Source organism: Planococcus daihaiensis (assembly GCF_049262615.1).
Classification (GTDB): domain Bacteria; phylum Bacillota; class Bacilli; order Bacillales_A; family Planococcaceae; genus Planococcus.
Window position 1 is genome coordinate 451,168 of sequence record NZ_CP175504.1, and the last position, 23,030, is coordinate 474,197.

Sequence of the window (23,030 nt, forward strand, 5' to 3'; positions counted from 1 at the left end):
CACATAATATTACCACATTTCTACATCTATTATCAAAGCAAATATAGAGAAAAAACTCCTCTCCTGGAAAGAAAATTCCAGGAGAGGAGTCTGTATTTTGTAAGCTGTTATTATTTTACGATGTGGATTGGAGTGCCAAGAGCAACTTCAGCGGCTTCCATTGAAATTTCAGCCAAAGTTGGATGCGCATGAATTGTCATAGCGATATCTTCCACAGTCATTCCTGCTTCAATTGCCAATCCAAGTTCAGCGATCATATCAGAAGCGCCAACGCCAACGATTTGAGCGCCAAGCAATAAACCATCCGATTTACGTGAAACCAATTTCACAAAACCTTCTGTTGCGTTTAATGAAAGAGCACGGCCATTTGCAGCGAATGGGAATTTCGCAGCCGCAGCTTCGAATCCTTCTTCTTTTGCCTGTTCTTCCGACAAACCAACGCTTGCAAGTTCCGGATCTGTAAAGCAGACCGCCGGAATAGCCATATAATCAACTTCAGACTTTTCGCCTGCAATAGCTTCGGCGGCAATTTTACCTTCATAAGATGCTTTATGCGCCAATTGAAGGCCAGCTACCACGTCACCAATTGCATAGATGCTTGAAATGCTCGTGCGGCATTGTTTATCGACTTCGATCAGTCCGCGCTCGCCCATCTTGATGTTCAATTCTTCAAGACCCATTTCATCTGTGTTCGGACGGCGTCCGACAGTCACCAATACATAATCAGCTTCAACGGTTTTCTCTTCTCCGCCTGCCTCATAAGTAACAGTAACGCCTTTGTCTGTTTCTTCAACGCCTTTAGCTGAAGCCTTCGTGATGACTTCGACGCCTTTTTTCTTCAATCCTTTTTTAACGATGGCAGTCATCTGCTTCTCGAATCCTGCAAGAATATCAGGTGCGCCTTCAAGGATTGTCACTTCAGAACCCATGTTGGCAAATGCCGTACCAAGCTCTGTACCGATATAACCGCCGCCGATAACGACCAGTTTTTTCGGAAGTTCTGTCAATGCCAAAGCTCCAGTTGAATTAATCACGCGTTTAGTAAATTTAAAAGTTGGAATTTCCACAGGACGTGATCCCGTAGCGATAATTGCATTTTTAAATTTATAAGTCTGTGAAGACTTGTCATCCATCACTTTAACTGTGTTTTCATCTACGAAATAAGCTTCACCGCGGACAATTTCAACTTTATTGCCTTTCAATAAAGACTCAACGCCGCCAGTCAATTTTTTAACTACGCCGTCTTTAAAAGCTTGCGCTTTTTCAAAGTTTAGCGATACTTCTTTGGCAACTACACCCATATCTTCCGAATGTTGCGCTTCTTCAAAACGATGGCCTACAGAAATCATCGCTTTTGAAGGGATACAGCCAACGTTCAGGCATACTCCGCCAATATATTCCTTTTCAACGATTGTAACTTTTTGGCCAGTTTGCGCTGCACGAATTGCTGCAACGTATCCGCCAGGGCCTGAGCCGATGACGAGCGTGTCTGTTTCGATCGGAAAATCTCCTACTACCATAATTTTACGCCTCCATTAATAGTAATTCTGGTTCACTTAATAAACGTTTGATGTGATTTAAAGCATGTTGTGCTGTCGCTCCATCGATCATTCGGTGATCGAAGCTCAATGACAATGCTAACACAGGTGCTGCGACAATTTCACCATTTTTAACTACCGGTTTTTCAGCGATGCGGCCAATTCCAAGAATTGCCACTTCCGGATGGTTGATGACAGGCGTGAACCATTGTCCTCCAGCTGAGCCGATATTCGTGATTGAGCAGGAAGCGCCTTTCATTTCCGCCGCACTCAATTTGCCATCACGCGCTTTTGTCGCAAGCGAATTGATTTCGTCGGAAATTGAGAATACCGATTTACGGTCTGCATTTTTGATGACGGGAACCATAAGGCCTTTTTCTGTATCAGCAGCAATGCCGATGTTGAAATAATGCTTCTGGATCACTTCACTTGTTTCATCATCGAATGATGTGTTCAGTGCCGGGAATTCGCGCAATGTGCTGACCAGCGCTTTTACTACATATGGAAGGTAAGTCAATTTGATGTCTTTTTCGGCAGCAATGTCTTTGAATTTTTTGCGGTGAGCCACCAATTCCGTTACATCCACTTCGTCCATCAGAGCAACATGCGGTGCGGTGTGTTTGGAATGGACCATCGCTTTTGCAATCGCTTTGCGTATTCCGGACATTTTTTCGCGTGTTTCCGGGAATTCGCCTTCAGGAACTGCCGGCGTTTCTTTCGCTTTAGGAGCAGCTTCTTCTTTTTGTGTTGCTCCTTCTGCAGAAACTTCTTCCTTCACAGGTTCAGCAGACTTCTGATCGCCGCTTAAGAAGGCTTCTACATCTTCTTTCATGATGCGGCCATTGTTTCCTGAGCCTTGAACTTTTTTGATATCGACATCTTTATCGCGGGCAAATTTGCGGACAGATGGCATGGCAATGATGCGGGCATTCGGATCCGCTTCAGTTTCTGCCTGCGGCTGAGACCCTGCTCCTGTATCACCTTTCGGCTGTTGTTCTTCAGCCGGCGCTTTTTCAACATCCTGGCCTGATTCGGCGGTGCCTGCTTGCACTTGTTCTTCTGTTTCTTCTGTTTCTTTTGGTTCTTCTTTCGCTTCAGGTGCCGCGTCCTGTTTTTCGCCGTCACCTTCTTCTCCATCTGCATCAGGAGAATCAATGCGAACCAATACATCACCGACTACAGCTACGGTGCCTTCTTCTACCAGAACTTCTTCAATTGTTCCGGAGACTGGGGATGGAATCTCGACGACTGCTTTATCATTTTGTATTTCGACAAGCACGTCATCTTCTTCAATCGTGTCTCCGGCTTTAACGAACCATTTTACGATTTCACCTTCGTGGATACCTTCTCCAATATCCGGCAAACGAAATTCATAAGCCATCAGTTTCACCCTTTCATCTCTATCTATTTAAAAAGTAAGCACTTTTTTCGCTGTTTCTACTATATCCTTCGCATTAGGAAGCCAAACTTCCTCTGCTTGCGAGAATGGGAAAACGGAATCTGGCGCAGTAACCCGTAAAACAGGTGCATCGAGGCTAAGAATTGCGCGATCCATAATTTCCGCTACAATACTCGCTGCAATTCCTGCTTGTTTCTGAGCTTCCTGAACCACCATTGCACGGCCAGTCTTTTCAACAGAGGCAACGATTGTTTCAATATCAAGCGGCTGCACAGTACGCAAATCGATAACTTCCACTGAGTATTCTTCTTTTTCAAGTTCTTCTGCAGCTTTCATACTTTCCTGCACCATCGCCCCGTAAGCGATGATCGTCAAGTCTTTGCCTTCACGTTTGATATCCGCTTTACCGAGTGGAATCGTATATTCCTCTTCCGGAACTTCTTGGCGGAAAGAACGGTAAAGTTTCATGTGCTCAAGGAAAATAACGGGATCGTTATCGCGGATTGCGGAAAGGAGCAATCCTTTTGCATCATAAGGGTTTGATGGAATAACCACTTTCAAACCTGGCGAAGCCGCCATCAGCCCTTCAAGGGAATCAGCGTGCATTTCCGGTGTATGAACTCCTCCGCCAAAAGGTGCACGGATTGTGATTGGTGCATGTTGGCTGCCGCCACTGCGGTAGCGCATACGAGCCATTTGGCCACTGATTGAATCCATTACTTCAAAAACGAATCCGAAAAATTGAATTTCCGGTACCGGACGGTAGCCCTGCAATGAAAGACCGATTGCCAGACCGCCAATTCCAGATTCAGCCAAAGGCGTATCAAAGACACGGTCTTCGCCGAATTCTTTTTGCAAACCTTCTGTTGCACGGAAAACTCCGCCGTTATTTCCTACATCTTCACCGAAAACCAGAACGTTCTCATCATTTTTCAGCTCTGTTTTCAGAGCGTCAGTAATCGCTTGGATCATTGTCATTTGTGCCATGGCTTACTTCGACTCCTTTGCTTTATAAATATCGATCTGCTCTTGTACATGGAAAGGAATTTCTTCGTACATAAACCCGAGCAAGTCAGTCACTTTTTGTTTCGGAGCTCCATCCGCTTTTTTAATCGCGGCTTTAATTTCTTCTTTAGCCTGTTCCATCACTTCTGTTTCCTTCTCTTCACTCCAAAGGTCTTTGCCTTCAAGGTATTTACGGAAACGCACAAGAGGATCTTTCTTTTCCCATTCGCTGTCAATGTCCGATGTACGGTAGCGCGTCGGATCATCACCGGCCATTGTATGTGGGCCGTAGCGATAGCAGAAAGTTTCGATCAATGTCGGTCCGTCACCTTTGATCGCCCGTTCACGTGCGTCACGAGTCACCGCATAAACGGCAAGCGGATCCATGCCATCAACAAAGATTCCTGGAATTCCGGCTGCTACTGCCTTTTGAGCAATTGTTTTAGCCGCAGTCTGAACTTCCCGAGGTGTCGAGATTGCATACTGGTTGTTTTGCACAATGAAAATGGCTGGCGCACGGAAAGATCCGGCAAAGTTAATTCCTTCGTAGAAGTCCCCTTGCGATGAACCGCCTTCGCCTGTGTAAGTAACAGCTACTGCTTCTTTTTTGCGCTTCTGCATGCCCAGCGCCACTCCGGTTGCCTGGATAAACTGAGCACCGATGATGATTTGCGGAGGCAACACGTTCAAGCCTTCCGGCATTTGGTTCCCCATGAAATGTCCGCGCGAGAAAAGAAACGCCTGCTCAAGAGGCCAGCCGTGCCAGATCAATTGTGGAACATCACGGTATCCCGGTAAAATGAAATCTTCTTTTTTCAATGCAAAATGAGAAGCGATCTGCGATGCTTCCTGCCCTGCAGTCGGTGCATAGAACCCTAAACGGCCCTGACGGTTAAGTGAAATGGAACGTTGATCAAGAATGCGGGTGTAAACCATTCTTCTCATCAATTCCTGCAGTTCCTCATCCGATAACTTTGGATTCGCGTCTTCGTTAACAATTTTGCCTTCTTCATTTAAAATCTGGAACATTTCAAACTTTTCTTCGATTTCACCCAGTGTTTTTACTGGATCGAACTGCTGTGATTTTTTCGCAGCCATAAAAGCAACTCTCCTTTTAATCTGTATTAAAATTCTAAACAGTTTTTAGTAATACAAGCGCACATTCTTTATCAGTATACGTCACTTGATATTAAGGGTCAATCATGGAGAACCTTTATGCAGCAGGCGTCTAAAACACGTAGAATATTCAATTAATGTTAAACTGTATTATAGGCACGCCCGCCTCTGTACTATATAACAGCCGCTAATCCCCTGCCTTTTATAGCACAGAAAAAAGCGACCCATTGGCCGCTTATTCGTTGTCTGCATTCATTTTTTCAATAAGATTATTTTTCATCTCATTAAACTGTTCGGTTTGCTCGTTAAACGCTGTAACAGCAGTTTGTACTTCCTGATTCTTCTCGTTGACAGTTACTGTTTTTTCCTGAAGCACTTGCAATTCCGTTTCTTCGTTCAGCAGCATCTCGTAAAGTTCCTTTTGCTCTGCTGCCAATTCTTCGTAAACGGCTGCAAATTGTTCGTGTGCATCAAATCGTTCGTTCATCTTCGTTTTTAAAGCAGTCAGATCCGTTTTCAAATCCTCTTCTTCAGTTTCTTCGATTACAGTATCGATTTCCTGGAAAGCTTCTTCTGCTGAATCCATTGAAGCTTTTTCAGTTTCAAGCAATGCGAGCCGCTCTTCGACTGAAGCCAGCGCTTCCTCTGCATTTGTTCGAACATCTTCTTGTTGTTCCTGGGTCAAAGCCATGATGGATTCGAATTTTTCCTGTTCCGTGGATTCGAGTTCCTCCATTTGGCTTTGTGTGTCACGGTAATCACTTTCTGCATCAAATGTATCTTTCAGCACTGCATCCAATTGTTCTTCAGTTGAAGGACCTGAACATGCGCTTAAAAGTAGGGCACTTGATATTCCTGCTGTCAATATGTATCTTTTCAATCGAAACCCTCCTTATAGCATAGTTTAACTATATTATGATGCTCAAAAAAATACAACTGCAAATATAAGCAAATATTCTTTTGTAGGTCAGCTGCATTGCGTTATACTGTATGTTAGATGCAACAGGATTGAAAGGATTGAGACGATTGATATTAATGAGTGATATCATACGCGAAGGTCATCCGACACTTCGCAAAAAAGCAGAGCAGGTCGAATTTCCATTAGCTGCGGAAGACAAACGATTGGCTGAAGAATTGATGGAATATGTCGTCAACAGCCAGGACGAAGAAATGATTGAAAAATATGACCTGCGTCCCGGAGTTGGCATTGCCGCTCCACAAATAGATGTACCCAAACGCGTTTTCGCCATTCATTTTGACAAGGATTCCGGCGAAGATTTAAGCATCATTGCGATCAATCCGAAAATTGTCAGCCATTCAGTTGAAAAAGCTTATCTCGCTTCAGGAGAAGGCTGTTTGTCAGTTGACCGGTCGATTCCCGGCTATGTTCCGCGCTATGCGCGAATTACCATCAAAGCATTGGACCTGGAAGGCAATGAATACAAAATGCGTTTGAAAGGACTTCCGGCTATCGCATTTCAGCACGAATTGGACCATTTGAACGGTGTTATGTTCTATGACCACATCAATTCCGACAACCCCTTTGCGGAAATTGAAAATGCCGTGGCAATTTCGAGAGATATAGAAGAATAAAAAATAAAGAGGCTGGCGGGATATTACCGCCAGCCTCTTTTCTCTTTTTAAATCAATCCAAGATGCGCAAATGCTTTTGCCAAACCATCTTTATCGACGTGCTCTGTTATATGCGATGCCACATTTTTCGTATCCGGATGCCCATTGTCCATCGCTACACTGAAACCTGCCACCTGCATCATCTGCAGATCGTTTAAACCATCTCCGAAAGCAATCGTGTCTTCGATGGCATGGCCTGTGCTGGCGATTAATTTTTCGATGCCGCTTGCCTTTGATCCGCCTTTCGGCAAAATATCGCACGACACGCGGTGCCAGCGCACAAATTGAAAGTCTTTAAAATTTTCATGATATTGCGCTTCTTCTTCTTTCGTGCAAAATACCAGCGATTGGTAAATATCATTATCCAGGTGGAAATCCAATTCGGTATCGGGATGTGGAAATTTCAGGCTCTTTAAACTTTCGTCGATATCCGGGTGAAAATCGATGGAAGAAATCATTTTTTTGCCGTTCATGAAAACCAGCGGGTGATTTCTTGCTTCTGCGAAGTGAACCACTCTTTCCAGCATTGCCGGATCCAATGCCTCTGTATGAATCACTTCACTATTGCGGACAATATACTGGCCGTTGAATGAAATGAATGTTTGTATGTCCAATCTTTTCCGTAATTCTGTAAACATGAACGGCGCCCTGCCGGTTGCAATTGCCAGTTCGTGACCATTTGCCCGTGCCTGTTCCAGCGCTTCAAATGCTGAATGCGGCAGTTCTTTTTTTGAATTCAATAAAGTCCCATCAATATCCAGCAATAATAATTTTCCCATTCTATCTATCTCCAATCCTTTGTCTGGCCGGCTTCTCCGGCTGTTTTGGCTCTTTACTTTTGTCAGAAAATACAGTATTATTTACATAAGGAGTGAGTAGCCATGCTGAAACGTTTAAAAAGAAAACTTCTCAGACGGCTTAATGGTATCATGAACAAAAAGAAAATTGCATAGCTATTATAGCCCTTCCCCGTAAAATAAGAAGGGCTATTCTTTATTTTAAAACAGTGACATGATAATATAAAGAAAGTGAATTTATTTTGAACGTGGAAAAAGGAGAGCAAACTATGATTTTTAAAGTATATTACCAGGAAAACCGCAATGAGGTTCCAGTTCGCGAAAACACACAGAGCCTATATGTAGAAGCTTCATCCGAGCGTGAAGTCAGAAGTCATCTGCAAAACCGCAATTACAACATTGAGCTTGTTCAATTGCTTGAAGGCAGCCATTTGGAATATGAACAGGCCGGCCAATACTATGAAGTTGAGAGCATCGACTGATTATGAAATTCGTTAAAAACGATCAAGCAGCTGTTTTCGCGCTCGGCGGACTGGGCGAAATCGGCAAAAACACTTATGGTGTCCAATTTCAGGATGAAATAATCCTGATTGATGCCGGCATTAAATTTCCGGAAGACGATTTGCTCGGAATCGATTACGTTATTCCGGATTACACATACCTGATTAAAAATGCAGACAAGATTAAAGGCCTTTTCATCACACACGGCCATGAAGACCATATCGGTGGCGTTGCCTACCTATTAAAGAAAATTAATATTCCGGTCTATGCCGGCAAGCTCGCACTCGGGCTGTTGCGCAAAAAACTGGAAGAGCATGGCCTTCTTCGCCAAACAAAATTGATTGAAATCGGTGAAGATGACGTTATCAAGTTCCGGAAGACTTCTGTCAGTTTTTTCAGTGTCACGCACAGTATTCCTGACGCTTTCGGTATCGTGGTCAAAACACCACCGGGCAACATCGTTCATACGGGGGATTTTAAATTCGATTTCACTCCAGTCGGCGAACCGGCAAACCTTTTTAAAATGGCACAAATCGGCAGTGAAGGTGTTCTATGCCTGCTGTCCGACAGCACAAATGCTGAGATTCCAGACTTTACAATGTCGGAACGCAAAGTCGGCGAAACGATCAAGGACATCATGCGCAAAGTTGATGGCCGCCTGATTTTCGCTACGTTCGCATCCAATATCTATCGTCTTCAGCAAGTAACGGACGAAGCCGTTGCGCAAGGCCGTAAAATTGCGGTATTCGGACGAAGCATGGAAAATGCTATGACAATCGGCCGTGAACTGGGCTACATCAATGCGCCTGAAGATGCGTTTGTTGATACCCAAACTTTGAATCGCCTGCCTGCAAATGAAGCATTAATCCTCTGCACAGGTTCTCAAGGTGAACCGATGGCTGCGCTATCACGCATCGCTAACGGTACTCACCGTCAAATTCAAATTCAGCCAAACGATACAGTCGTCTTCTCTTCTTCTCCGATACCGGGGAATACGTACAGCGTCAACCGCACGATTAACCTGTTATTCCGTGCAGGGGCTGATGTGATCCACGGGTCACTGAACAATATCCATACATCCGGACACGGTTCTCAGGAAGAGAATAAATTAATGCTGCGTTTGATCCAACCGAAATTTTTCATGCCTATCCACGGTGAATACCGTATGCAGAAACAACATGCCCAACTTGCCATTGACTGTGACGTTCCACCGGAAAACACATTCATTATGGAAAACGGTGACGTGTTGGCATTGGGATCTGATGAAGCATCTGTAGCCGGCCGAATCCCTTCTGGAGATGTTTACATCGATGGCAGCGGCATCGGAGATATCGGCAATATCGTATTGCGCGACCGCCGCGTCCTTTCCGAAGAAGGTTTGGTCATTGTCGTCGTCAGCGTTGATATGAAAAATAATAAAATGGTTTCAGGACCGGACATCATCTCTCGCGGTTTCGTCTACATGCGCGAATCCGGCACGATGATTTACGAAGCACAACAAATGCTGAACCGTCACCTGAAAAAGAAAATCCACGGCAAAGATACAGATTGGTCGGAATTGAAGAATGATATTTCAGATGTTCTCGGACCTTATCTGTATGAAAAAACAAAACGCCGTCCAATGGTGCTTCCAGTAATTATGGAAGTTTAAGAACAATAGGAAAAGGAGGTCCCGATTTGGGACCTCCTTTTTACTTTGTCGAAAATATGAATAACTCTAGTTCAGCATCTTCTTCTCAAAACGGTTGATGTCCGCATCAGAACCGATGATGATGAGGATATCCTGCAATTCGATTTCCATATCCGCCTGCGGAGAAACGATGATATCCTTGCCGCGCTTGATGGCAACAATATTGATGCCGTAATTTGCACGGATATCGAGGCCGATCAGGGTGAACCCAGCCAGCTTTTCGTTGGCTTTCACTTCCATGATCGAATGTTCATCTGAAAGTTCCAGATAGTCCAAGACATTATTTGACAGCATATTATGGGCAATGCGGATCCCCATGTCACGCTCCGGATGGACGACTTTATCGGCTCCGATTTTGTCCAGCACTTTCGCATGGTAGTCATTCTGGGCTTTCACGGTAATTTTCTTGACGCCGATTTCTTTCAGCATCAGCGTTGTCAAAATGCTCGCCTGAATATTTTCCCCAATCGCCACAATGACATGTTCAAAATTACGGATGCCCAGCGATTTTAAAACGGATTCATCAGTTGTATCGGCAACCACTGCCTGTGTTGCGATGCTTGCAAATTCATCGACTCTGTCTGAATCTTTGTCGATTGCCATAACATCGGCATCCTGTTCGATCAGCTCACGGACAATGCTGCCCCCGAATCTTCCAAGTCCTATCACTACAAATTCCTTTTTCATAACCATCCTCCAAATCCTTGCTTAACTCTAGTCTACCATATTCTTTTCAGAAAGAAGACAAGAAAAAAACCCCGCTTATCGGCGGGGGTCCAGTGGTCGTGTTGGTCGGTTTTCACAGTATTCGCAGTCGATATCGGTGCATGCTTCTTCACGCCATTCATTGCAGCTTGCGCAATAACTCGCATCAAACTCATCATCAAACGTCAAAGCTGATAAACAATGATGACAATACGTGTGGACTTCCATCCAATTGATGATCTTTTTGTTTGCCACGAGGTATAACCCCTGCTGGTCTTGTTTATAATTCATAATCGTTGATTTTTGCACTGCCCGATGTTTCGGATCCAGGAAAAAATTCATTTTGTCATTCATTCTGGTCACTCCCAAATTAGTGAAACGGCTTTTTTTTAGCTCTACGGATGATTCTATTTCCTATGGTCGGTTACATTATAATAAAATATCTTTTTGCACTTTCTCTATAATAGTAAATACACCGTACAGAATGCAATAGATACGGACCAATTAATTTAAAAAGTTTCAGCTTTATTTTTCGAATTATATATTGCAATTTGAATAGCATTAATTGTAAACTGAAAGTGTATTTTAACTAAACTTTAAAACGCGGAAGTTTGCTTATAATAAACTCAAAGGAAATATCGAAATTAGGGAGGTTCGCCATGGAAATCGGTTCGAAAATTAAAAGCCTTCGGTTGAAAAACGGTTTGACCCAGGAAGAATTGGGGGAACGCACGGATTTGAGCAAGGGCTTCATCTCACAGCTCGAACGTGACATGAACTCCCCTTCCATTGAAACATTTTTCACTTTACTGGAGGTATTGGGCACGACGCCCCGGGATTTTTTCGAAGACACTGAATCACCGAAAGTGATTTATTCTTCAAAAGATCACCGCATCCATAAAGATGAGGAAGCCGGTTACGAAGTCGACTGGCTTATACCCACCAGCTACAAGAAGGAAATGGAACCCATCTATCTCACTTTGTCCGCCCAGGGGCAATACAAGAATTTCGAGCCATCTCAGGCAGAGACTTTCATCTATGTGCTGGAAGGCAAGGTACGCCTGATACTGGGAAACGAAGAATATATCGCGGTCGCCGGAGATTCCATTTACTATGAGGCTTCCCAACATCATCAATTATGCAACGCCGGCACCGAACAATGTGAAATGCTTATCACCGCGACCCACTCATATCTTTAATACAGGAGGTAATAATAATGTCCGGAAGTTCAATCATCCGATTTGAAAATGTAACACAACACTATGAAGGTGCAGGCACTGTGCTGAACAACGTAAGTTTCGAATTGGAGCGGGGCAAGTTCTATACGTTGCTTGGCCCTTCAGGATGCGGCAAAACAACCATTCTTCGGCTGATTGCGGGATTCATCAAGCCCACTAAAGGCAATATTTATATAGAAGGTGAAATCGTCAATGACTTCCCTGCCAATGAACGACAGGTCAATACCGTGTTTCAGGATTATGCCCTGTTTCCCCATTTGGATGTATTTGAAAATGTGGCCTTTGGTTTGCGTATCAAGAAATTGAAAAAGGCTGAAATTGAGCAGCGCGTTTTGGAGGCCCTCGATTTTGTAAACCTGCACGGCTATGAAAAGCGCAAGATCGATGAAATGTCCGGCGGCCAGCGTCAGCGGGTTGCCATTGCGCGTGCAATCGTCAATGATCCGGAAGTGATTCTCCTCGATGAACCTTTGTCTGCGCTTGATTTGAAATTGCGCACAGAAATGCAATACGAATTGCGGGATCTGCAGCAGCGCCTCGGAAAAACGTTCATCTTTGTCACCCATGACCAGGAAGAAGCACTTGCCATGTCGGATGAGATTTTTGTTATGAAGTCGGGTGAAATCCAGCAAAGCGGAACGCCGATGGATATTTATGATGAACCGATCAACCGGTATGTGGCAGATTTTATCGGTGAATCGAATATTGTGGATGCCGTGATGATTGATGACTACCGCGTGCGCTTTGCCAAACAGGAATTTGAATGTGTGGACCAGGGCCTCAACAAGAACGAAAAAGTGGAAATCGTCATCCGTCCGGAAGATCTCCACATCACGCGTGTGGAGCGAGGGAAAATTACCGTGACGGTGGACAGCCAATTATTCCGCGGAGTCCATTTCGAAATTTCCACCGTGGATGAAGTCGGCAATGAATGGCTGGTACATTCGACGAAACGAGTTGAAGTCGGATCGAAAATTGGATTGGATTTCGAATCGGAAGCCATCCATGTAATGCGCCTCAACGAATCGGAAGAGGCTTTTGATGCTAGACTTGAAGCTTACGGAGCAGCAGGCTATGAAAAATAATTCGACCAATCCGTTCTATCTGATTCCCTATTATTTATGGATTGTTATGTTCGTCATAGCGCCAATTGCTCTGGTTGTGTATTTCTCCTTTTTCGATATCGCCGGCAATCTGACTCTCGATAATTATAAGAACTTTTTCTCTTCCGTTTATTTCCGGTTAACCTTGAGTTCTTTCTGGTATGCGTTTCTGATCACTTTAATTTCTTTAGTGGTAGCTTATCCGACAGCTTATTGGCTGACCAAAACGAAGCATAAAAATTTATGGCTGCTGCTCATCATTATTCCGTCGTGGATTAATTTGCTGCTGAAAGCCTATGCGTTCATCGGAATTTTCGGCTTATATGGCCCTGCCAATAATATGTTGGCCGCCATCGGTTCCGAACGGCTGCAGATTCTGTTCACGGATTTCAGCTTTATTTTCGTGTCCGTGTATATCTTCATCCCGTTCATGGTGCTGCCGATCTTCAATTCTCTCGACCGCATCAACCCGGCTTTGATCGATGCGTCACGGGATCTGGGTGCGTCGTCCTGGACGACATTCACCCGGGTCATATTTCCACTCGCGATCAACGGCGTCAAAGCCGGCATCCAGGTGGTTTTCATCCCTGCCTTGTCGCTGTTTGTCATCACAAGATTGATTGCGGGCAATAAAGTCATCACCCTCGGAACAGCCATCGAGCAGCAATTCCTGGTGACCCAAAACTGGGGCATGGGCTCGACAATAGCTGTTTTCCTGATCCTGTTCATGATCATTATCATGATGGTCACCGGTGAAAAAGGAGGTACCATCAATGGAAAAATTAAGTAAGCCGGCACGAATTTATTTGGCCATTGTATTTATCATCCTTTATGCACCTATTTTTTACCTGATTTTCTACTCGTTCAACAGTGGCGGCACGATGTCCAGCTTTGAAGGGTTTACACTTGAGCATTATGCAGCTGTATTCAATGATACGCGGCTGATCATCATTGTCCTGAACACGGTAATCATCGCCTTATTGTCTGCGTTGATCTCCACAGCCATCGGGGTGTTAGGTGCAATCGGCATCGTCTTTATCCGCAACCGCAAAATGCGCAACTCGGTGCTGTCATTAAATACCATTCTCATCGTCAGCCCCGATGTGATTATCGGTGCCTCGTTTCTGATTCTATTCACCATGATCGGCATCAAACTCGGTTTTGCTTCCGTGCTGATTTCCCATATCGCCTTCAGCATTCCGATCGTCGTCATCATGGTGCTGCCGAAACTGATGGAAATGAGCGATTCGTTAATCGATGCTGCAACCGATCTCGGTGCATCGAAACGCGATATCCTGACGCGTGTCATCATTCCCTATATCAAACCCGGAATATTTGCAGGATTCTTCCTGGCACTGACCTATTCGCTGGATGATTTCGCTGTCACTTTCTTTGTCACCGGCAACGGCTTCGCGACATTATCCGTTGAGATCTATTCGATGGCACGCGCTGGCATCACGCTGACGATCAACGCCCTTTCCGCATTGATCTTCCTTGTGACGCTTGGGCTCGTGCTCGGCTATTACTTCTTTAATAACCGGACTCGATTGACTGTCCGGCCCCCTGGAGGTGGAAACTGATCATGAAAAGTATAGTGCAAGCAAGTTTAGCGATCATCGTGATTTCTGCAGTATTGATGTATGTGGTTTCCATCCTGGAAGACACATCTTCTGCGGGAGGCGGCGGCACCATCAACGTTTATAACTGGGGCGAATATATTGACCCTGAACTCGTCAGCCAATTTGAAGAGGAAACCGGCATCACCGTCGTTTATGAAACTTTCGATTCCAATGAAGCGATGATGACAAAAGTGGAACAAGGCGGCACGACTTATGACGTCGCCATGCCTTCTGAATATGCCATTGAAAAGATGAAGGAATCGGATCTGCTTCATCCAATCGACCTTGAAAAGATCACCAACCTTGAAAATATCGATCCCTATTTTCTCAATTTGCCTTTTGATCCCGGCAATGAATATTCGATCCCTTATTTTTGGGGAACTGTCGGCATAGCTTTCAACCCTTCGCTGCTTGAAGGGCAGACCTTTGAAAACTGGGACGATTTGTGGGATCCATCATTGGACCAGGAAGTCATCCTGGTGGACTCGGCCCGCGAGGTCATCGGCATGGGCCTCAACAGCCTGGGCTATTCATTGAATTCCACCGATATGGGCGAATTGCGTGAAGCGACGGACAAACTGAAAACGCTGGGGCCAAATGTCAAAGCCATCATCGGCGATGAAATCGTCGAAATGATGCGCCGCGAAGAAGCCGCAGTCGCGCTTACCTGGTCCGGCCAGGCGGCGGATATGATGTGGATCAATGAAAATATCGATTACTCGGTGCCTGAAGAAGGCTCCAATCTCTGGTTCGACAATATGATTATTCCGAAAACCGCCGACAATGTCGAGGGTGCACATGAATTCATCAACTTTATGCTTGATCCAGAGGTAGCTGCGCAAAACGCTGATTATGTCGGTTACTCGACCCCCAATCAGGCAGCTGTCGAATTGATGGATCCGGAAGTGACCGGTGATGAACGGTTCTATCCAACCGAAGAAATGCGTGAGCGGCTCGAAGTCTATGAAAACCTCGGACTCGAAATGCTGGGTGTTTATAACGAACTGTTTTTGGAATTTAAAATGGATATGGAGAAGTAGTGGGCAGATTTCTTGCCCGCTATTTTTCTTTTGTTATACGCTATCTTTTAAAACCTTGCTCCTGTATCGCTTCGCTAGCTTCGTCGCAAAGGACCCTGCAAAAATGTTTTTTGCAGGGTCCTTGCCTGTTATTTTTTTATGAAATGGGGTATAGTAACTAAGTTCATTATGCTAAAATTTAGTAACACGAAGTAATTCACGAAAGAAGGACACGCCTGATGGCAATAAAATCAAATAAAGTCGCCTTATATATATTGATGTTCAATATGTTCATTGCCATGAGCGGAATCGGCCTGATCATCCCGATCATGCCTGCCTACCTGGATACGTTCGGAGTCGCTGGCCAGGTGCTCGGGACATTGATCGCCACTTTCGCTTTAGCCCAATTTCTGTTCTCCCCTCTTGCCGGACAACTGTCGGATAAATACGGTAGAAAAAAATTGATCATATTTGGATTGGTTATTTTCGGTATGTCCCAGCTGCTCTTCGGCCTTGCCACTGAATTATGGGTTCTATATCTGGCCAGATTCTTCAGCGGACTGGGTGCTGCATTCCTGATTCCGCCAATGATGGCATTTGTCGCCGACATCACAACGTATGAAGAGCGCGGCAAAGGCATGGGACTTCTCGGCGCCTCCATGTCACTTGGTTTCATGATCGGACCGGGTTTCGGCGGATTTCTGGCAGAAGTCAGCCTCCAATTTCCCTTCTACATCGCCGCACTTGTCGCAACCTTAGCCGCTATCATGTCCTATATCGCATTACCGGACGTGCCACCGACCATCCAGCAAACAGAAAACAAGAACGAAAATTTGATCCAGCAAATGAAACGTTCCATTTATATGCCCTATTTTGCCTTGCTGATCGTCATGTTCATCTTTGCATTCGGCTTATCGAATTTCCAATCCACCATCGCGCTATATGTTGATAAAGAACACGGATTTACGCCGAAGGAAATTTCCGTCCTCATTACAATCGGCGGATTTGTCGGGGTCATCATCCAAACATTCGTCATCGATCGGCTGTTCAAACGCTTCGGTGAAATGAAAGTGATTCTTGTAAATCTGCTGTTATCCGCCGCAGCCATGATCGGCATCCTGTTCGTCGATACGTTCTTGAGCATTTTGCTGGTATCGGCCGTGTTCTTCACTGCCGCCTCCCTGTTGCGCCCGGCCATCAATACGCTCATTTCCAAATTGGCCGGCGACCAGCAGGGCTATGCTGCTGGAATGAATAATGCGTATATGAGCCTTGGCAATATGATCGGACCGGCACTTGCCGGCATTCTGTTTGATATCAATATGATCCTCCCTTATATTGCCGGGACTGCCATCCTGTTGCTGTGCTTCTTTATTGCATCCAGCTGGTCGGCGAAAAAGCAGCAATTGCTGCAGGAAACCCGCTATGTGGTGCCCGAAGGCGAGAGTTGAATTTGAAAATCTTGAAATATGAAAAACCTGTCCAAAAATTGGACAGGTTTTATTTTTTGTTCCGCCGTTTGGCTTTCAATAATTGTTCGATCCCTGTATTCCCATCGCCTGTTTGAGGCTGTGCCTGTAATTTCTTGGGCAGTGCGGGCAATCGGATGCCAAACCGACGGATCGTAATATCAGCGAAGAACAACAGCATCGCCAATAAGATTAGCGGTATTCGAATGTCCTGAACAGTGGAGCTGCGATATGGAATTTCTCTGAAAGCATCATCCAGCGTTTCCAACACTTGTCCGCCGCTCCGTTCAGCAATTGCCGCGAGCAGCTGTGTGTCTGCCGGGTTGCTGCGGTATTCCTCGCCATAAGGAATTGTCAGGCCTTGTCGGTAGGCTGCCCCCGTTTCATTGGAAATACTGAAAAACACAAGGCCGGGCTCTTCATCCATATGCACATCGACGACTCCCGGAGCAACCGGTTCATTCTGAACAGCTATTTGTTGTCCTCTTTCATTGATGACAGCGACGTTGAGAATGGCAGATGCCTGGGAAGGATCTTCAATTGTATAAATCCCCTGCTGTTTCCTCGTGACCGAAAACGGCGTTTCTGTGAATGAAGGCAGCAGTTGGGAGATATTCCGATTCCAAAAAGCTGGCCAATTGTTCCAGTTCTGAAATTCTCCGCTCCAGGCGCCACTGCTTGAGGTGAATGCCACGGCTTTGCCCAACCCATAGTTCCATTCTGCCAGCACCGGGTCCTGCTGCTCGCTTTCTGCCACGATCCTTGCGGTATCTTTGGCGGTGGTTGCGATATAGCTGTTCATGCTTGGAATTCCGTCTTCGAACAATGGACTCCAGGCACTTTCATAAATTAGCGGCGTAAAAGGTTCGTCGACGATATAGGTTCGTGACATCATAATCGTTTCGCGGGACAGAATTGCCGGAATTGTTGTTGCATCGGATACGTCATAAAATCTGCCACTGCCGGATTGCGCCAGCGATTCAAGCAGGACACTGTCGGCATCCTGTCCGATCGCAACTGTCGATAAGGTGATTTTATTGTCCACACCTTTTTCGATCAGTTCATAAGGATCATTTTGCGTTGGAGATTGGCCGTCCGTCAGCAGGATAATATGCTTGCGCTGCAAATCTTCATTTTCCAATTGGCGATAGGCCTCAGCAAGCGAAGAATAGATTTCTGTTCCGCCTCCCGGTGCCACCGAAAGAATATCATCGACGGCCTGCTGCCGGTCGCCCAGCTTCTCCGTCGGGACGATCTGCCAGGGCATGTCATCAAAAGCGATGACTCCGACAACATCATCTTCCCGCAGCAATTCGACAGAGCGTGCCGCTGCCTCTTTCGCCAATTCCATTTTCTGGCCGGCCATACTGCCGGAGCGGTCTATGACAATCAGAAGCCCCAGCGAAGGCAATTCGTGTTTTCCTGTGACTTCCATCGCAACAGGCAGCAGTTCTTCAATTGGCGTTTTGAAATAGCCGCCGAGACCGAAACTCTGGTCGCCGCCCACCATCATAAAACCCATTCCAAATTCTTTCACTGCCTGTTCAATGACCGCCATGGTTTGTCCCCCTACCGGCGTGCCGGATACATTATCAAAAATGATGGCATCGTAAGCAAGAATCGAAGACAAATTTTCCGGCAAACCGGTAGCTGCTGTTTCTGAGATTTGAATGTTTTCCTGATCAGCTAAATCAGCGATCGGGCTGTCGCCTTCTCCGCTCACTATTAATACCTCCGGTGGACCTTCCACTTCCGTCAGGCTCGTCAAGCGATTGTTCTGAAGAAATCCATCTCCTTCAATTTCGATGGCCGCTTCGAATATCAGCTGGCCTTCACTTACCGCTTTGTAAGTGTATGGAATTAAATTCCTTCCTTCTTCGAGTTCAACAGGTTCCCTGTCGAATTCCACATCATTGACGCGCAGCACAATTTCACCCACGCTTTCCTGGTCGGCTTCGATGATCAACGAAAAGCTCAGTTCTTCGCCCATAAAAGCCTGGCTTGGCGTTTGGAACTCAGTCAATGTGGCTTCATTGCCCCCAGGCGGCTCCACCGCCAGCACATCAATCGAAATTCTGTCATCTTGAATGCGCTCCAGGCTTTCCAGTACGGAGGACCGGGTTTCATTGCCATCGCTCAACAGCACAATTCGTGTAGCCAAACTTTGTTCTCCGCTGTTTGCGGCAAGTTCCAGCGCCTGCGCAATATCGGTATTGCCGGATACATTGACCGGCTGTTCGGCAGGCAGGAGTTGCGAATCAGCCGACAGCGGAATCAAAGACTGGAAATCTTCAGCAAATGTAAAAATCCCCGCTGATTGATGGTGCTCTTTTTGGGGCCATAGCTGGTTCAGCTGTTGTTCAATGCCGGCATCAGCCGCCCCCATTGAATCGGAACGGTCCCACAAGAATATAATCTGCTCTTCTTCAACCGGCTGATGAACGGCCGGACCAGCAAGTGCCAGAATCAGCAGCGCAACACTCAAAATCCGCAAAATAAAAGATGTGCGAAAAAGCTTTGAACTTTTGTTAAGTCTTTGCCAAGCCGTTAACAGCAGATAGACGGCTACCGGCAACAAGAGTATTAGCCATAAAGGCTCATCCATTCGAAGTTCCACGCCGGTACACCTCCCATTCTGCCAATATCAAGAGCAGGATTATCAGCAGAAGCCAGGGAATGACCGAATGCTCCGTAGAAGATGTTGTTTCAATCGCCCCGCCGGCTGAATAATTTTGACCGCTCGTTAAGATTTTTTCTTCGTTGTTCAATTGGACAATAAAAGATTTTATTTCTTCATCGTTTACAGCGCGGTATATTCCCGGTTCTTTCGGAGCCCGAAAACTGCTTTGGCCTTCGATATATGAAAATTGGTATTCTTCCCCTTTGAAAATTTCCCAATCTCCGCCAGAAGAGCTCAAAGCGACGGCCCGATGCTCTTTTGGCAGGAATGTTCCCAGATATTCATCGCTGTCGCTCAATTCATTGACTGCGCTCCAGAGAAACAATGGGAAAGACGGGCTGAGCGGCCAGTCGGTGGCTTCGATGTCTGCCAATACAATAATATCCCCGTCAGGCGATAATTGGATGAACGGTTCCCCGTCAATTGTTGCGGCTGTTGTGAAATTGTCGAATCCGGGATACAAAGATGCGATGTAGACATCATCCATCGGTGCGTATACAAACAGCGGATGGCCGTCCGTTTCGACCTGTCCCGAAACGTCAAAAGTCGTTTCATCATTTCTGCCGATCAATAACACCGGCGAATCTCCGCCGATCAGCTTGCTCTGATTTGTGATGAGCGGAATGCCGGCGAATTTCGGCAGTTCTTCAGCGGAAGCTGAATTGCCGGTGATTCCGAGTGACGCCACACCCCGCGCGACAAGATTGTGCAAGGCGTTGTCGATGATCACGGTGTCTATCGACTGATTAACATAGGTATATGCCTGATTATCCAATTTGTAATCGTCGTCGACAGCGAGCGTTGCCTGCCACAGTTCACCGGCCGGCAGATTTTCGAAAGGAATCAGTTTTTCTTCCCCGGGTTCCAATTCGATTTCCGTGTTGACGGTGTGATCGCCACCCGATAATTCAATCGCGCCCACAATCGCCGCCTCACTGTCATTTAACACCTGGACAATCGCCCGATAGCCTGACGGCCCTTCGGCTACGCCAAATTGCCGCACCGAAACATTGGCCGGTTTCTCCTTTATGGCATGGACCTCGAACGCCGCACCGGTTTTATTGGCCAAAATATTCCGATCCAGCGAATCTGTAAAAATATGTATGACTCCCGAATTTTCTTCAAGAAGCGTTTCGGCGAATAAAATCGTTTTTTCCATTTCAGCTGATTCATAGCCCGCATCAATCGAATCGATTGCCTGCTGCAGCGCTCTGTCCGACTGTTCCGGGCCAATCAGAATTTCAGGCGTGCTGCCCGCGTTAATGATCGTCACCGGCTTGCCTTGTGCCTCCTTTGCCAACTCTTTCATCAAGGTTTTTTGCTGTTCCAGACCACTCGGCGAACCTGCGAGCATTGAAGCGGAAGTGTCGATGATAAAGATGAATTCCCCGCCCTGGAGGCTCGCCGACTTGATATATGGATTCAACAGGGCCAAAACAAGCAGCAGGAGGGCTGCCAGCTGCAGATAAAAAAGGGCGTGATGCTGCAATTTTTTAAGATACGGCGATGCCTGCATTTCCTTCATGACTTGCTGCCAATATAAAATTGAGGAAACTTGCTGGTCTTTGTATTTTTTTCTATAGAAGTAATAAAGGATGAGGGCAATGGGCATGATCAATGTCCAGGCCAGTCCCCAATTTGAAATACCCATTCCGCTTCACCTCACCTGATCCATTTTTGTTTTACCAATTGGTGCATAACAATATGCTGTACCCCGTCCTCCAGATGGACCGGCATATATTGAACACCGTATTTCCGGCATAAAGCCTGCAGTCCCTCCACATGTTCAAGCCGTTTCCGGTTATAATCCTCGGCAGTTCGATCCGTCATTGTGACATTAAAAGCATCCAAACTTTCGTCATCGATCAAGCGCAAATCTCCCTGAAAAAGAGGTTGGCGTTCCTGCTGATTCGATATGTGCAGGAATCGGACATCTTTTGAATATCTTGAAGCCCTGCTGAAAAAACGCTGCCAATGATCCAGGGGTTCGAGTCCATCCGTCAAAATGAACAGGACGGTCGAGTCTTTTGCCGGCTGAAAATCGGCCGTGGCCGCAAAACCTTCCCCTGCTGCATCAGGTATAGAAGCGACAAAGTGGTTGAACAGTTTTTGGGCGGATTTCCCTTTTTGTTTAAAAGGAGCTTGTTTGATTTCCCCGAAAGAAATTGTCAGCTTATCGTCGTTCATCAATGTGATGGAACCAAGTGAAAATACCAGCTGTTTGGTAAACAGCCACTTGCTCCGCATCGATTTCGAACCGTCAATCATGATATGTACCCGCATCTCCTGTTCATCCAAAAACCTTTTGATATAAACTTTTTCAGTTCTGGCGTATACATTCCAATCAATATGCCGCACATCATCGCCGGCATGGTATTCCCTGTAATCGGAAAAATCCATCGAAGATCCAATGCGTCTGGAACGGCTGGACCCTTTATGATGCCCCCTGATTTTTGAGCGGGTTTCGATTGAATAACGGCCCAGGCGTGAAACCCAGTCTTCTGGCAATTGAAGAAATGTCATCTGGAAATTCCCCTGCCGCTAGCATCCAGCACCTGGTCGATCAATGCGTCAATATCTGCCCCTTCGGCTTCGCCTTCATAATTGAGCAGCAGCCGGTGCCGCAAAACCGGCCTCGCCACATATTTCAGGTCTCCGATGGATACGTGATAACGCCCCTCGGTTAATGCACGGGCTTTTGCAGTTCGAATCAGGCTCTGCAGCCCGCGGGGTCCGCTGCCATATTGCACAAACCGTTGAATGTCTTCAATATCCGATTGTGCGGGATCCGTATGCTGAATGATGTCCACCGCCACCATCAGGATATCATCAGCAATCAGCACTTCTTTGGTAAGCTGCTGCGCAGCAAGCAATTGTTCCGTGTTCATCACCTTTTCCAATCGGATATCTTCAACGCCTGTTGTACGCCGGACGATGGTGGCCAGTTCGGCGCGGGTTGGCGGCGATAGTTTTATTTTGCAGAGGAAACGGTCCATTTGAGCTTCCGGCAATGGATACGTTCCTTCCATTTCAATGGGATTCTGCGTAGCCAAAACGAAAAATGGGCGTGCCATTCTTTTCGTATCCCCCAGCACCGTGACGGTTTTTTCGCCCATCGCTTCCAGCAGGGCACTTTGCGTTTTCGGAGTCGCCCGGTTGATTTCGTCAGCCAGCACCATTTGGCTGAAAATCGGCCCTTCCCGGAAAGTGAACTGCTGTCTGCCGGCTTGGTCCCGCTCTATCAGACTGGTTCCGGTAATATCCGAAGGCATCAGATCCGGTGTGAATTGAATACGGGAAAATGACAGATCCAGCACTTCCGCAATCGACCGGATCAACATCGTTTTGCCCAGACCAGGCAAGCCTTCGAGCAGTGCATGGCCATCAGATAGAATGGAATAAAGCGAAAACTCGACAGCCTCATCCTGGCCGACGATAAAGCGGCCGATTTCATCTTTGACCTGCTGCAATTTGGAGCTCATTTCCGTAAATTGTTCTGCTGTAACTGTCATCGCTCTC

Annotated in this window: 21 protein-coding genes; 9 read left to right on the forward strand and 12 right to left on the reverse strand. The window is 46.2% G+C overall.

Features of this window, described 5'->3' with window-relative positions:
- Positions 1-110: 110 nt before the first annotated feature.
- The 5 genes from lpdA to DHX103_RS02260 form a co-directional block, all read right to left on the reverse strand.
- Positions 111-1,520: a dihydrolipoyl dehydrogenase gene (gene lpdA, locus DHX103_RS02240; RefSeq protein ID WP_422123649.1), complete on the reverse strand. Its 1,410-nt coding sequence runs from the start codon at positions 1,518-1,520 to the stop codon at positions 111-113.
- 4 nt (positions 1,521-1,524) lie between these two features.
- A complete protein-coding gene (locus DHX103_RS02245) occupies positions 1,525-2,919 on the reverse strand; it encodes a dihydrolipoamide acetyltransferase family protein (protein WP_422123650.1) in 1,395 nt (464 codons plus the stop codon).
- A gap of 27 nt (positions 2,920-2,946) precedes the next feature.
- The gene (locus DHX103_RS02250; RefSeq protein ID WP_422123651.1) at positions 2,947-3,924 is read right to left on the reverse strand and encodes an alpha-ketoacid dehydrogenase subunit beta; all 978 of its coding nucleotides are present in this window, start codon (positions 3,922-3,924) and stop codon (positions 2,947-2,949) included.
- Positions 3,925-3,927: 3 nt separating this feature from the next.
- Positions 3,928-5,040: a pyruvate dehydrogenase (acetyl-transferring) E1 component subunit alpha gene (gene pdhA / locus DHX103_RS02255; RefSeq protein WP_422123652.1), complete on the reverse strand. Its 1,113-nt coding sequence runs from the start codon at positions 5,038-5,040 to the stop codon at positions 3,928-3,930.
- A gap of 253 nt (positions 5,041-5,293) precedes the next feature.
- Positions 5,294-5,938, reverse strand: coding sequence for a YkyA family protein (locus DHX103_RS02260; protein WP_422123653.1), 645 nt, complete (start codon positions 5,936-5,938; stop codon positions 5,294-5,296).
- A gap of 146 nt (positions 5,939-6,084) precedes the next feature.
- Here DHX103_RS02260 and def point away from each other — a divergent pair, with 146 nt between their 5' ends.
- Entirely contained in the window at positions 6,085-6,651 is a 567-nt protein-coding gene (gene def / locus DHX103_RS02265; protein ID WP_422124708.1) for a peptide deformylase, read from the forward strand.
- A 47-nt stretch (positions 6,652-6,698) separates the two neighbouring features.
- Here def and DHX103_RS02270 read toward each other — a convergent pair whose 3' ends face one another.
- Complete coding sequence (locus DHX103_RS02270) at positions 6,699-7,469, reverse strand: Cof-type HAD-IIB family hydrolase (RefSeq protein WP_422123654.1); 771 nt, start codon at positions 7,467-7,469, stop codon at positions 6,699-6,701.
- Positions 7,470-7,756: 287 nt separating this feature from the next.
- Between DHX103_RS02270 and DHX103_RS02275 the strand changes: the two genes are divergently transcribed.
- On the forward strand, positions 7,757-7,969 hold the full coding sequence (locus tag DHX103_RS02275; RefSeq protein ID WP_422123655.1) for a DNA-dependent RNA polymerase subunit epsilon: 213 nt from the start codon (positions 7,757-7,759) through the stop codon (positions 7,967-7,969).
- Between the two features lie 2 nt (positions 7,970-7,971).
- Positions 7,972-9,639, forward strand: coding sequence for a ribonuclease J1 (rnjA, locus tag DHX103_RS02280; RefSeq protein ID WP_422123656.1), 1,668 nt, complete (start codon positions 7,972-7,974; stop codon positions 9,637-9,639).
- 66 nt (positions 9,640-9,705) lie between these two features.
- Here the strand turns inward: rnjA and DHX103_RS02285 are convergent, their stop codons facing one another.
- Both DHX103_RS02285 and DHX103_RS02290 read right to left on the reverse strand, forming a co-directional pair.
- A complete protein-coding gene (locus tag DHX103_RS02285) occupies positions 9,706-10,365 on the reverse strand; it encodes a potassium channel family protein (RefSeq protein WP_422123657.1) in 660 nt (219 codons plus the stop codon).
- A 75-nt stretch (positions 10,366-10,440) separates the two neighbouring features.
- Complete coding sequence (locus DHX103_RS02290; RefSeq protein ID WP_422123658.1) at positions 10,441-10,737, reverse strand: hypothetical protein; 297 nt, start codon at positions 10,735-10,737, stop codon at positions 10,441-10,443.
- A 305-nt stretch (positions 10,738-11,042) separates the two neighbouring features.
- Here DHX103_RS02290 and DHX103_RS02295 point away from each other — a divergent pair, with 305 nt between their 5' ends.
- The 6 genes from DHX103_RS02295 to DHX103_RS02320 all read left to right on the forward strand — a co-directional run bounded on the left by DHX103_RS02295 (position 11,043) and on the right by DHX103_RS02320 (position 16,813).
- Positions 11,043-11,582: a helix-turn-helix domain-containing protein gene (locus tag DHX103_RS02295; RefSeq protein WP_422123659.1), complete on the forward strand. Its 540-nt coding sequence runs from the start codon at positions 11,043-11,045 to the stop codon at positions 11,580-11,582.
- A 17-nt stretch (positions 11,583-11,599) separates the two neighbouring features.
- Positions 11,600-12,706 carry an ABC transporter ATP-binding protein gene (locus DHX103_RS02300; RefSeq protein ID WP_422123660.1) on the forward strand — a complete coding sequence of 369 codons (1,107 nt, stop codon included), beginning with the start codon at positions 11,600-11,602 and terminating at the stop codon, positions 12,704-12,706.
- Complete coding sequence (locus tag DHX103_RS02305; RefSeq protein WP_422124709.1) at positions 12,696-13,514, forward strand: ABC transporter permease; 819 nt, start codon at positions 12,696-12,698, stop codon at positions 13,512-13,514. The genes DHX103_RS02300 and DHX103_RS02305 overlap by 11 nt, the downstream gene beginning before the upstream one ends.
- Complete coding sequence (locus tag DHX103_RS02310) at positions 13,498-14,304, forward strand: ABC transporter permease (protein WP_422123661.1); 807 nt, start codon at positions 13,498-13,500, stop codon at positions 14,302-14,304. Before DHX103_RS02305 ends, DHX103_RS02310 begins: the two co-directional genes overlap by 17 nt.
- A 2-nt stretch (positions 14,305-14,306) precedes the next feature.
- Positions 14,307-15,383: an ABC transporter substrate-binding protein gene (locus DHX103_RS02315; RefSeq protein WP_422123662.1), complete on the forward strand. Its 1,077-nt coding sequence runs from the start codon at positions 14,307-14,309 to the stop codon at positions 15,381-15,383.
- A 218-nt stretch (positions 15,384-15,601) separates the two neighbouring features.
- Positions 15,602-16,813: an MFS transporter gene (locus DHX103_RS02320; RefSeq protein ID WP_422123663.1), complete on the forward strand. Its 1,212-nt coding sequence runs from the start codon at positions 15,602-15,604 to the stop codon at positions 16,811-16,813.
- Positions 16,814-16,862: 49 nt separating this feature from the next.
- On the opposite strand, the gene DHX103_RS02325 is transcribed toward DHX103_RS02320, so the two are convergent.
- From DHX103_RS02325 to DHX103_RS02340, 4 genes are read right to left on the reverse strand one after another with little or no spacing between them, the layout of a single operon-like run.
- Positions 16,863-19,448 carry a VWA domain-containing protein gene (locus DHX103_RS02325; RefSeq protein WP_422123664.1) on the reverse strand — a complete coding sequence of 862 codons (2,586 nt, stop codon included), beginning with the start codon at positions 19,446-19,448 and terminating at the stop codon, positions 16,863-16,865.
- Complete coding sequence (locus DHX103_RS02330; RefSeq protein ID WP_422123665.1) at positions 19,429-21,162, reverse strand: vWA domain-containing protein; 1,734 nt, start codon at positions 21,160-21,162, stop codon at positions 19,429-19,431. The genes DHX103_RS02325 and DHX103_RS02330 overlap by 20 nt, the downstream gene beginning before the upstream one ends.
- Positions 21,163-21,173: 11 nt before the next feature.
- Positions 21,174-22,034: a DUF58 domain-containing protein gene (locus tag DHX103_RS02335; RefSeq protein ID WP_422123666.1), complete on the reverse strand. Its 861-nt coding sequence runs from the start codon at positions 22,032-22,034 to the stop codon at positions 21,174-21,176.
- The gene (locus DHX103_RS02340; RefSeq protein WP_422123667.1) at positions 22,031-23,023 is read right to left on the reverse strand and encodes an AAA family ATPase; all 993 of its coding nucleotides are present in this window, start codon (positions 23,021-23,023) and stop codon (positions 22,031-22,033) included. Before DHX103_RS02340 ends, DHX103_RS02335 begins: the two co-directional genes overlap by 4 nt.
- Positions 23,024-23,030 lie beyond the last annotated feature (7 nt).

Bases quoted from the DNA above. Each gene is read 5' to 3' on its own strand.
- DHX103_RS02320 (WP_422123663.1), top strand. From the start codon at position 15,602: ATGGCAATAAAATCAAATAAAGTCGCCTTATATATATTGATGTTCAAT.
- DHX103_RS02270 (WP_422123654.1), bottom strand. From the start codon at position 7,469: ATGGGAAAATTATTATTGCTGGATATTGATGGGACTTTATTGAATTCA.
- DHX103_RS02340 (WP_422123667.1), bottom strand. From the start codon at position 23,023: ATGACAGTTACAGCAGAACAATTTACGGAAATGAGCTCCAAATTGCAG.
- DHX103_RS02250 (WP_422123651.1), bottom strand. From the start codon at position 3,924: ATGGCACAAATGACAATGATCCAAGCGATTACTGACGCTCTGAAAACA.
- DHX103_RS02290 (WP_422123658.1), bottom strand. From the start codon at position 10,737: ATGAATGACAAAATGAATTTTTTCCTGGATCCGAAACATCGGGCAGTG.
- DHX103_RS02285 (WP_422123657.1), bottom strand. From the start codon at position 10,365: ATGAAAAAGGAATTTGTAGTGATAGGACTTGGAAGATTCGGGGGCAGC.
- DHX103_RS02310 (WP_422123661.1), top strand. From the start codon at position 13,498: ATGGAAAAATTAAGTAAGCCGGCACGAATTTATTTGGCCATTGTATTT.
- pdhA (WP_422123652.1), bottom strand. From the start codon at position 5,040: ATGGCTGCGAAAAAATCACAGCAGTTCGATCCAGTAAAAACACTGGGT.
- DHX103_RS02275 (WP_422123655.1), top strand. From the start codon at position 7,757: ATGATTTTTAAAGTATATTACCAGGAAAACCGCAATGAGGTTCCAGTT.
- DHX103_RS02295 (WP_422123659.1), top strand. From the start codon at position 11,043: ATGGAAATCGGTTCGAAAATTAAAAGCCTTCGGTTGAAAAACGGTTTG.
- DHX103_RS02300 (WP_422123660.1), top strand. From the start codon at position 11,600: ATGTCCGGAAGTTCAATCATCCGATTTGAAAATGTAACACAACACTAT.
- lpdA (WP_422123649.1), bottom strand. From the start codon at position 1,520: ATGGTAGTAGGAGATTTTCCGATCGAAACAGACACGCTCGTCATCGGC.
- DHX103_RS02305 (WP_422124709.1), top strand. From the start codon at position 12,696: ATGAAAAATAATTCGACCAATCCGTTCTATCTGATTCCCTATTATTTA.
- DHX103_RS02315 (WP_422123662.1), top strand. From the start codon at position 14,307: ATGAAAAGTATAGTGCAAGCAAGTTTAGCGATCATCGTGATTTCTGCA.
- DHX103_RS02330 (WP_422123665.1), bottom strand. From the start codon at position 21,162: ATGGGTATTTCAAATTGGGGACTGGCCTGGACATTGATCATGCCCATT.
- DHX103_RS02335 (WP_422123666.1), bottom strand. From the start codon at position 22,034: ATGACATTTCTTCAATTGCCAGAAGACTGGGTTTCACGCCTGGGCCGT.
- rnjA (WP_422123656.1), top strand. From the start codon at position 7,972: ATGAAATTCGTTAAAAACGATCAAGCAGCTGTTTTCGCGCTCGGCGGA.
- DHX103_RS02245 (WP_422123650.1), bottom strand. From the start codon at position 2,919: ATGGCTTATGAATTTCGTTTGCCGGATATTGGAGAAGGTATCCACGAA.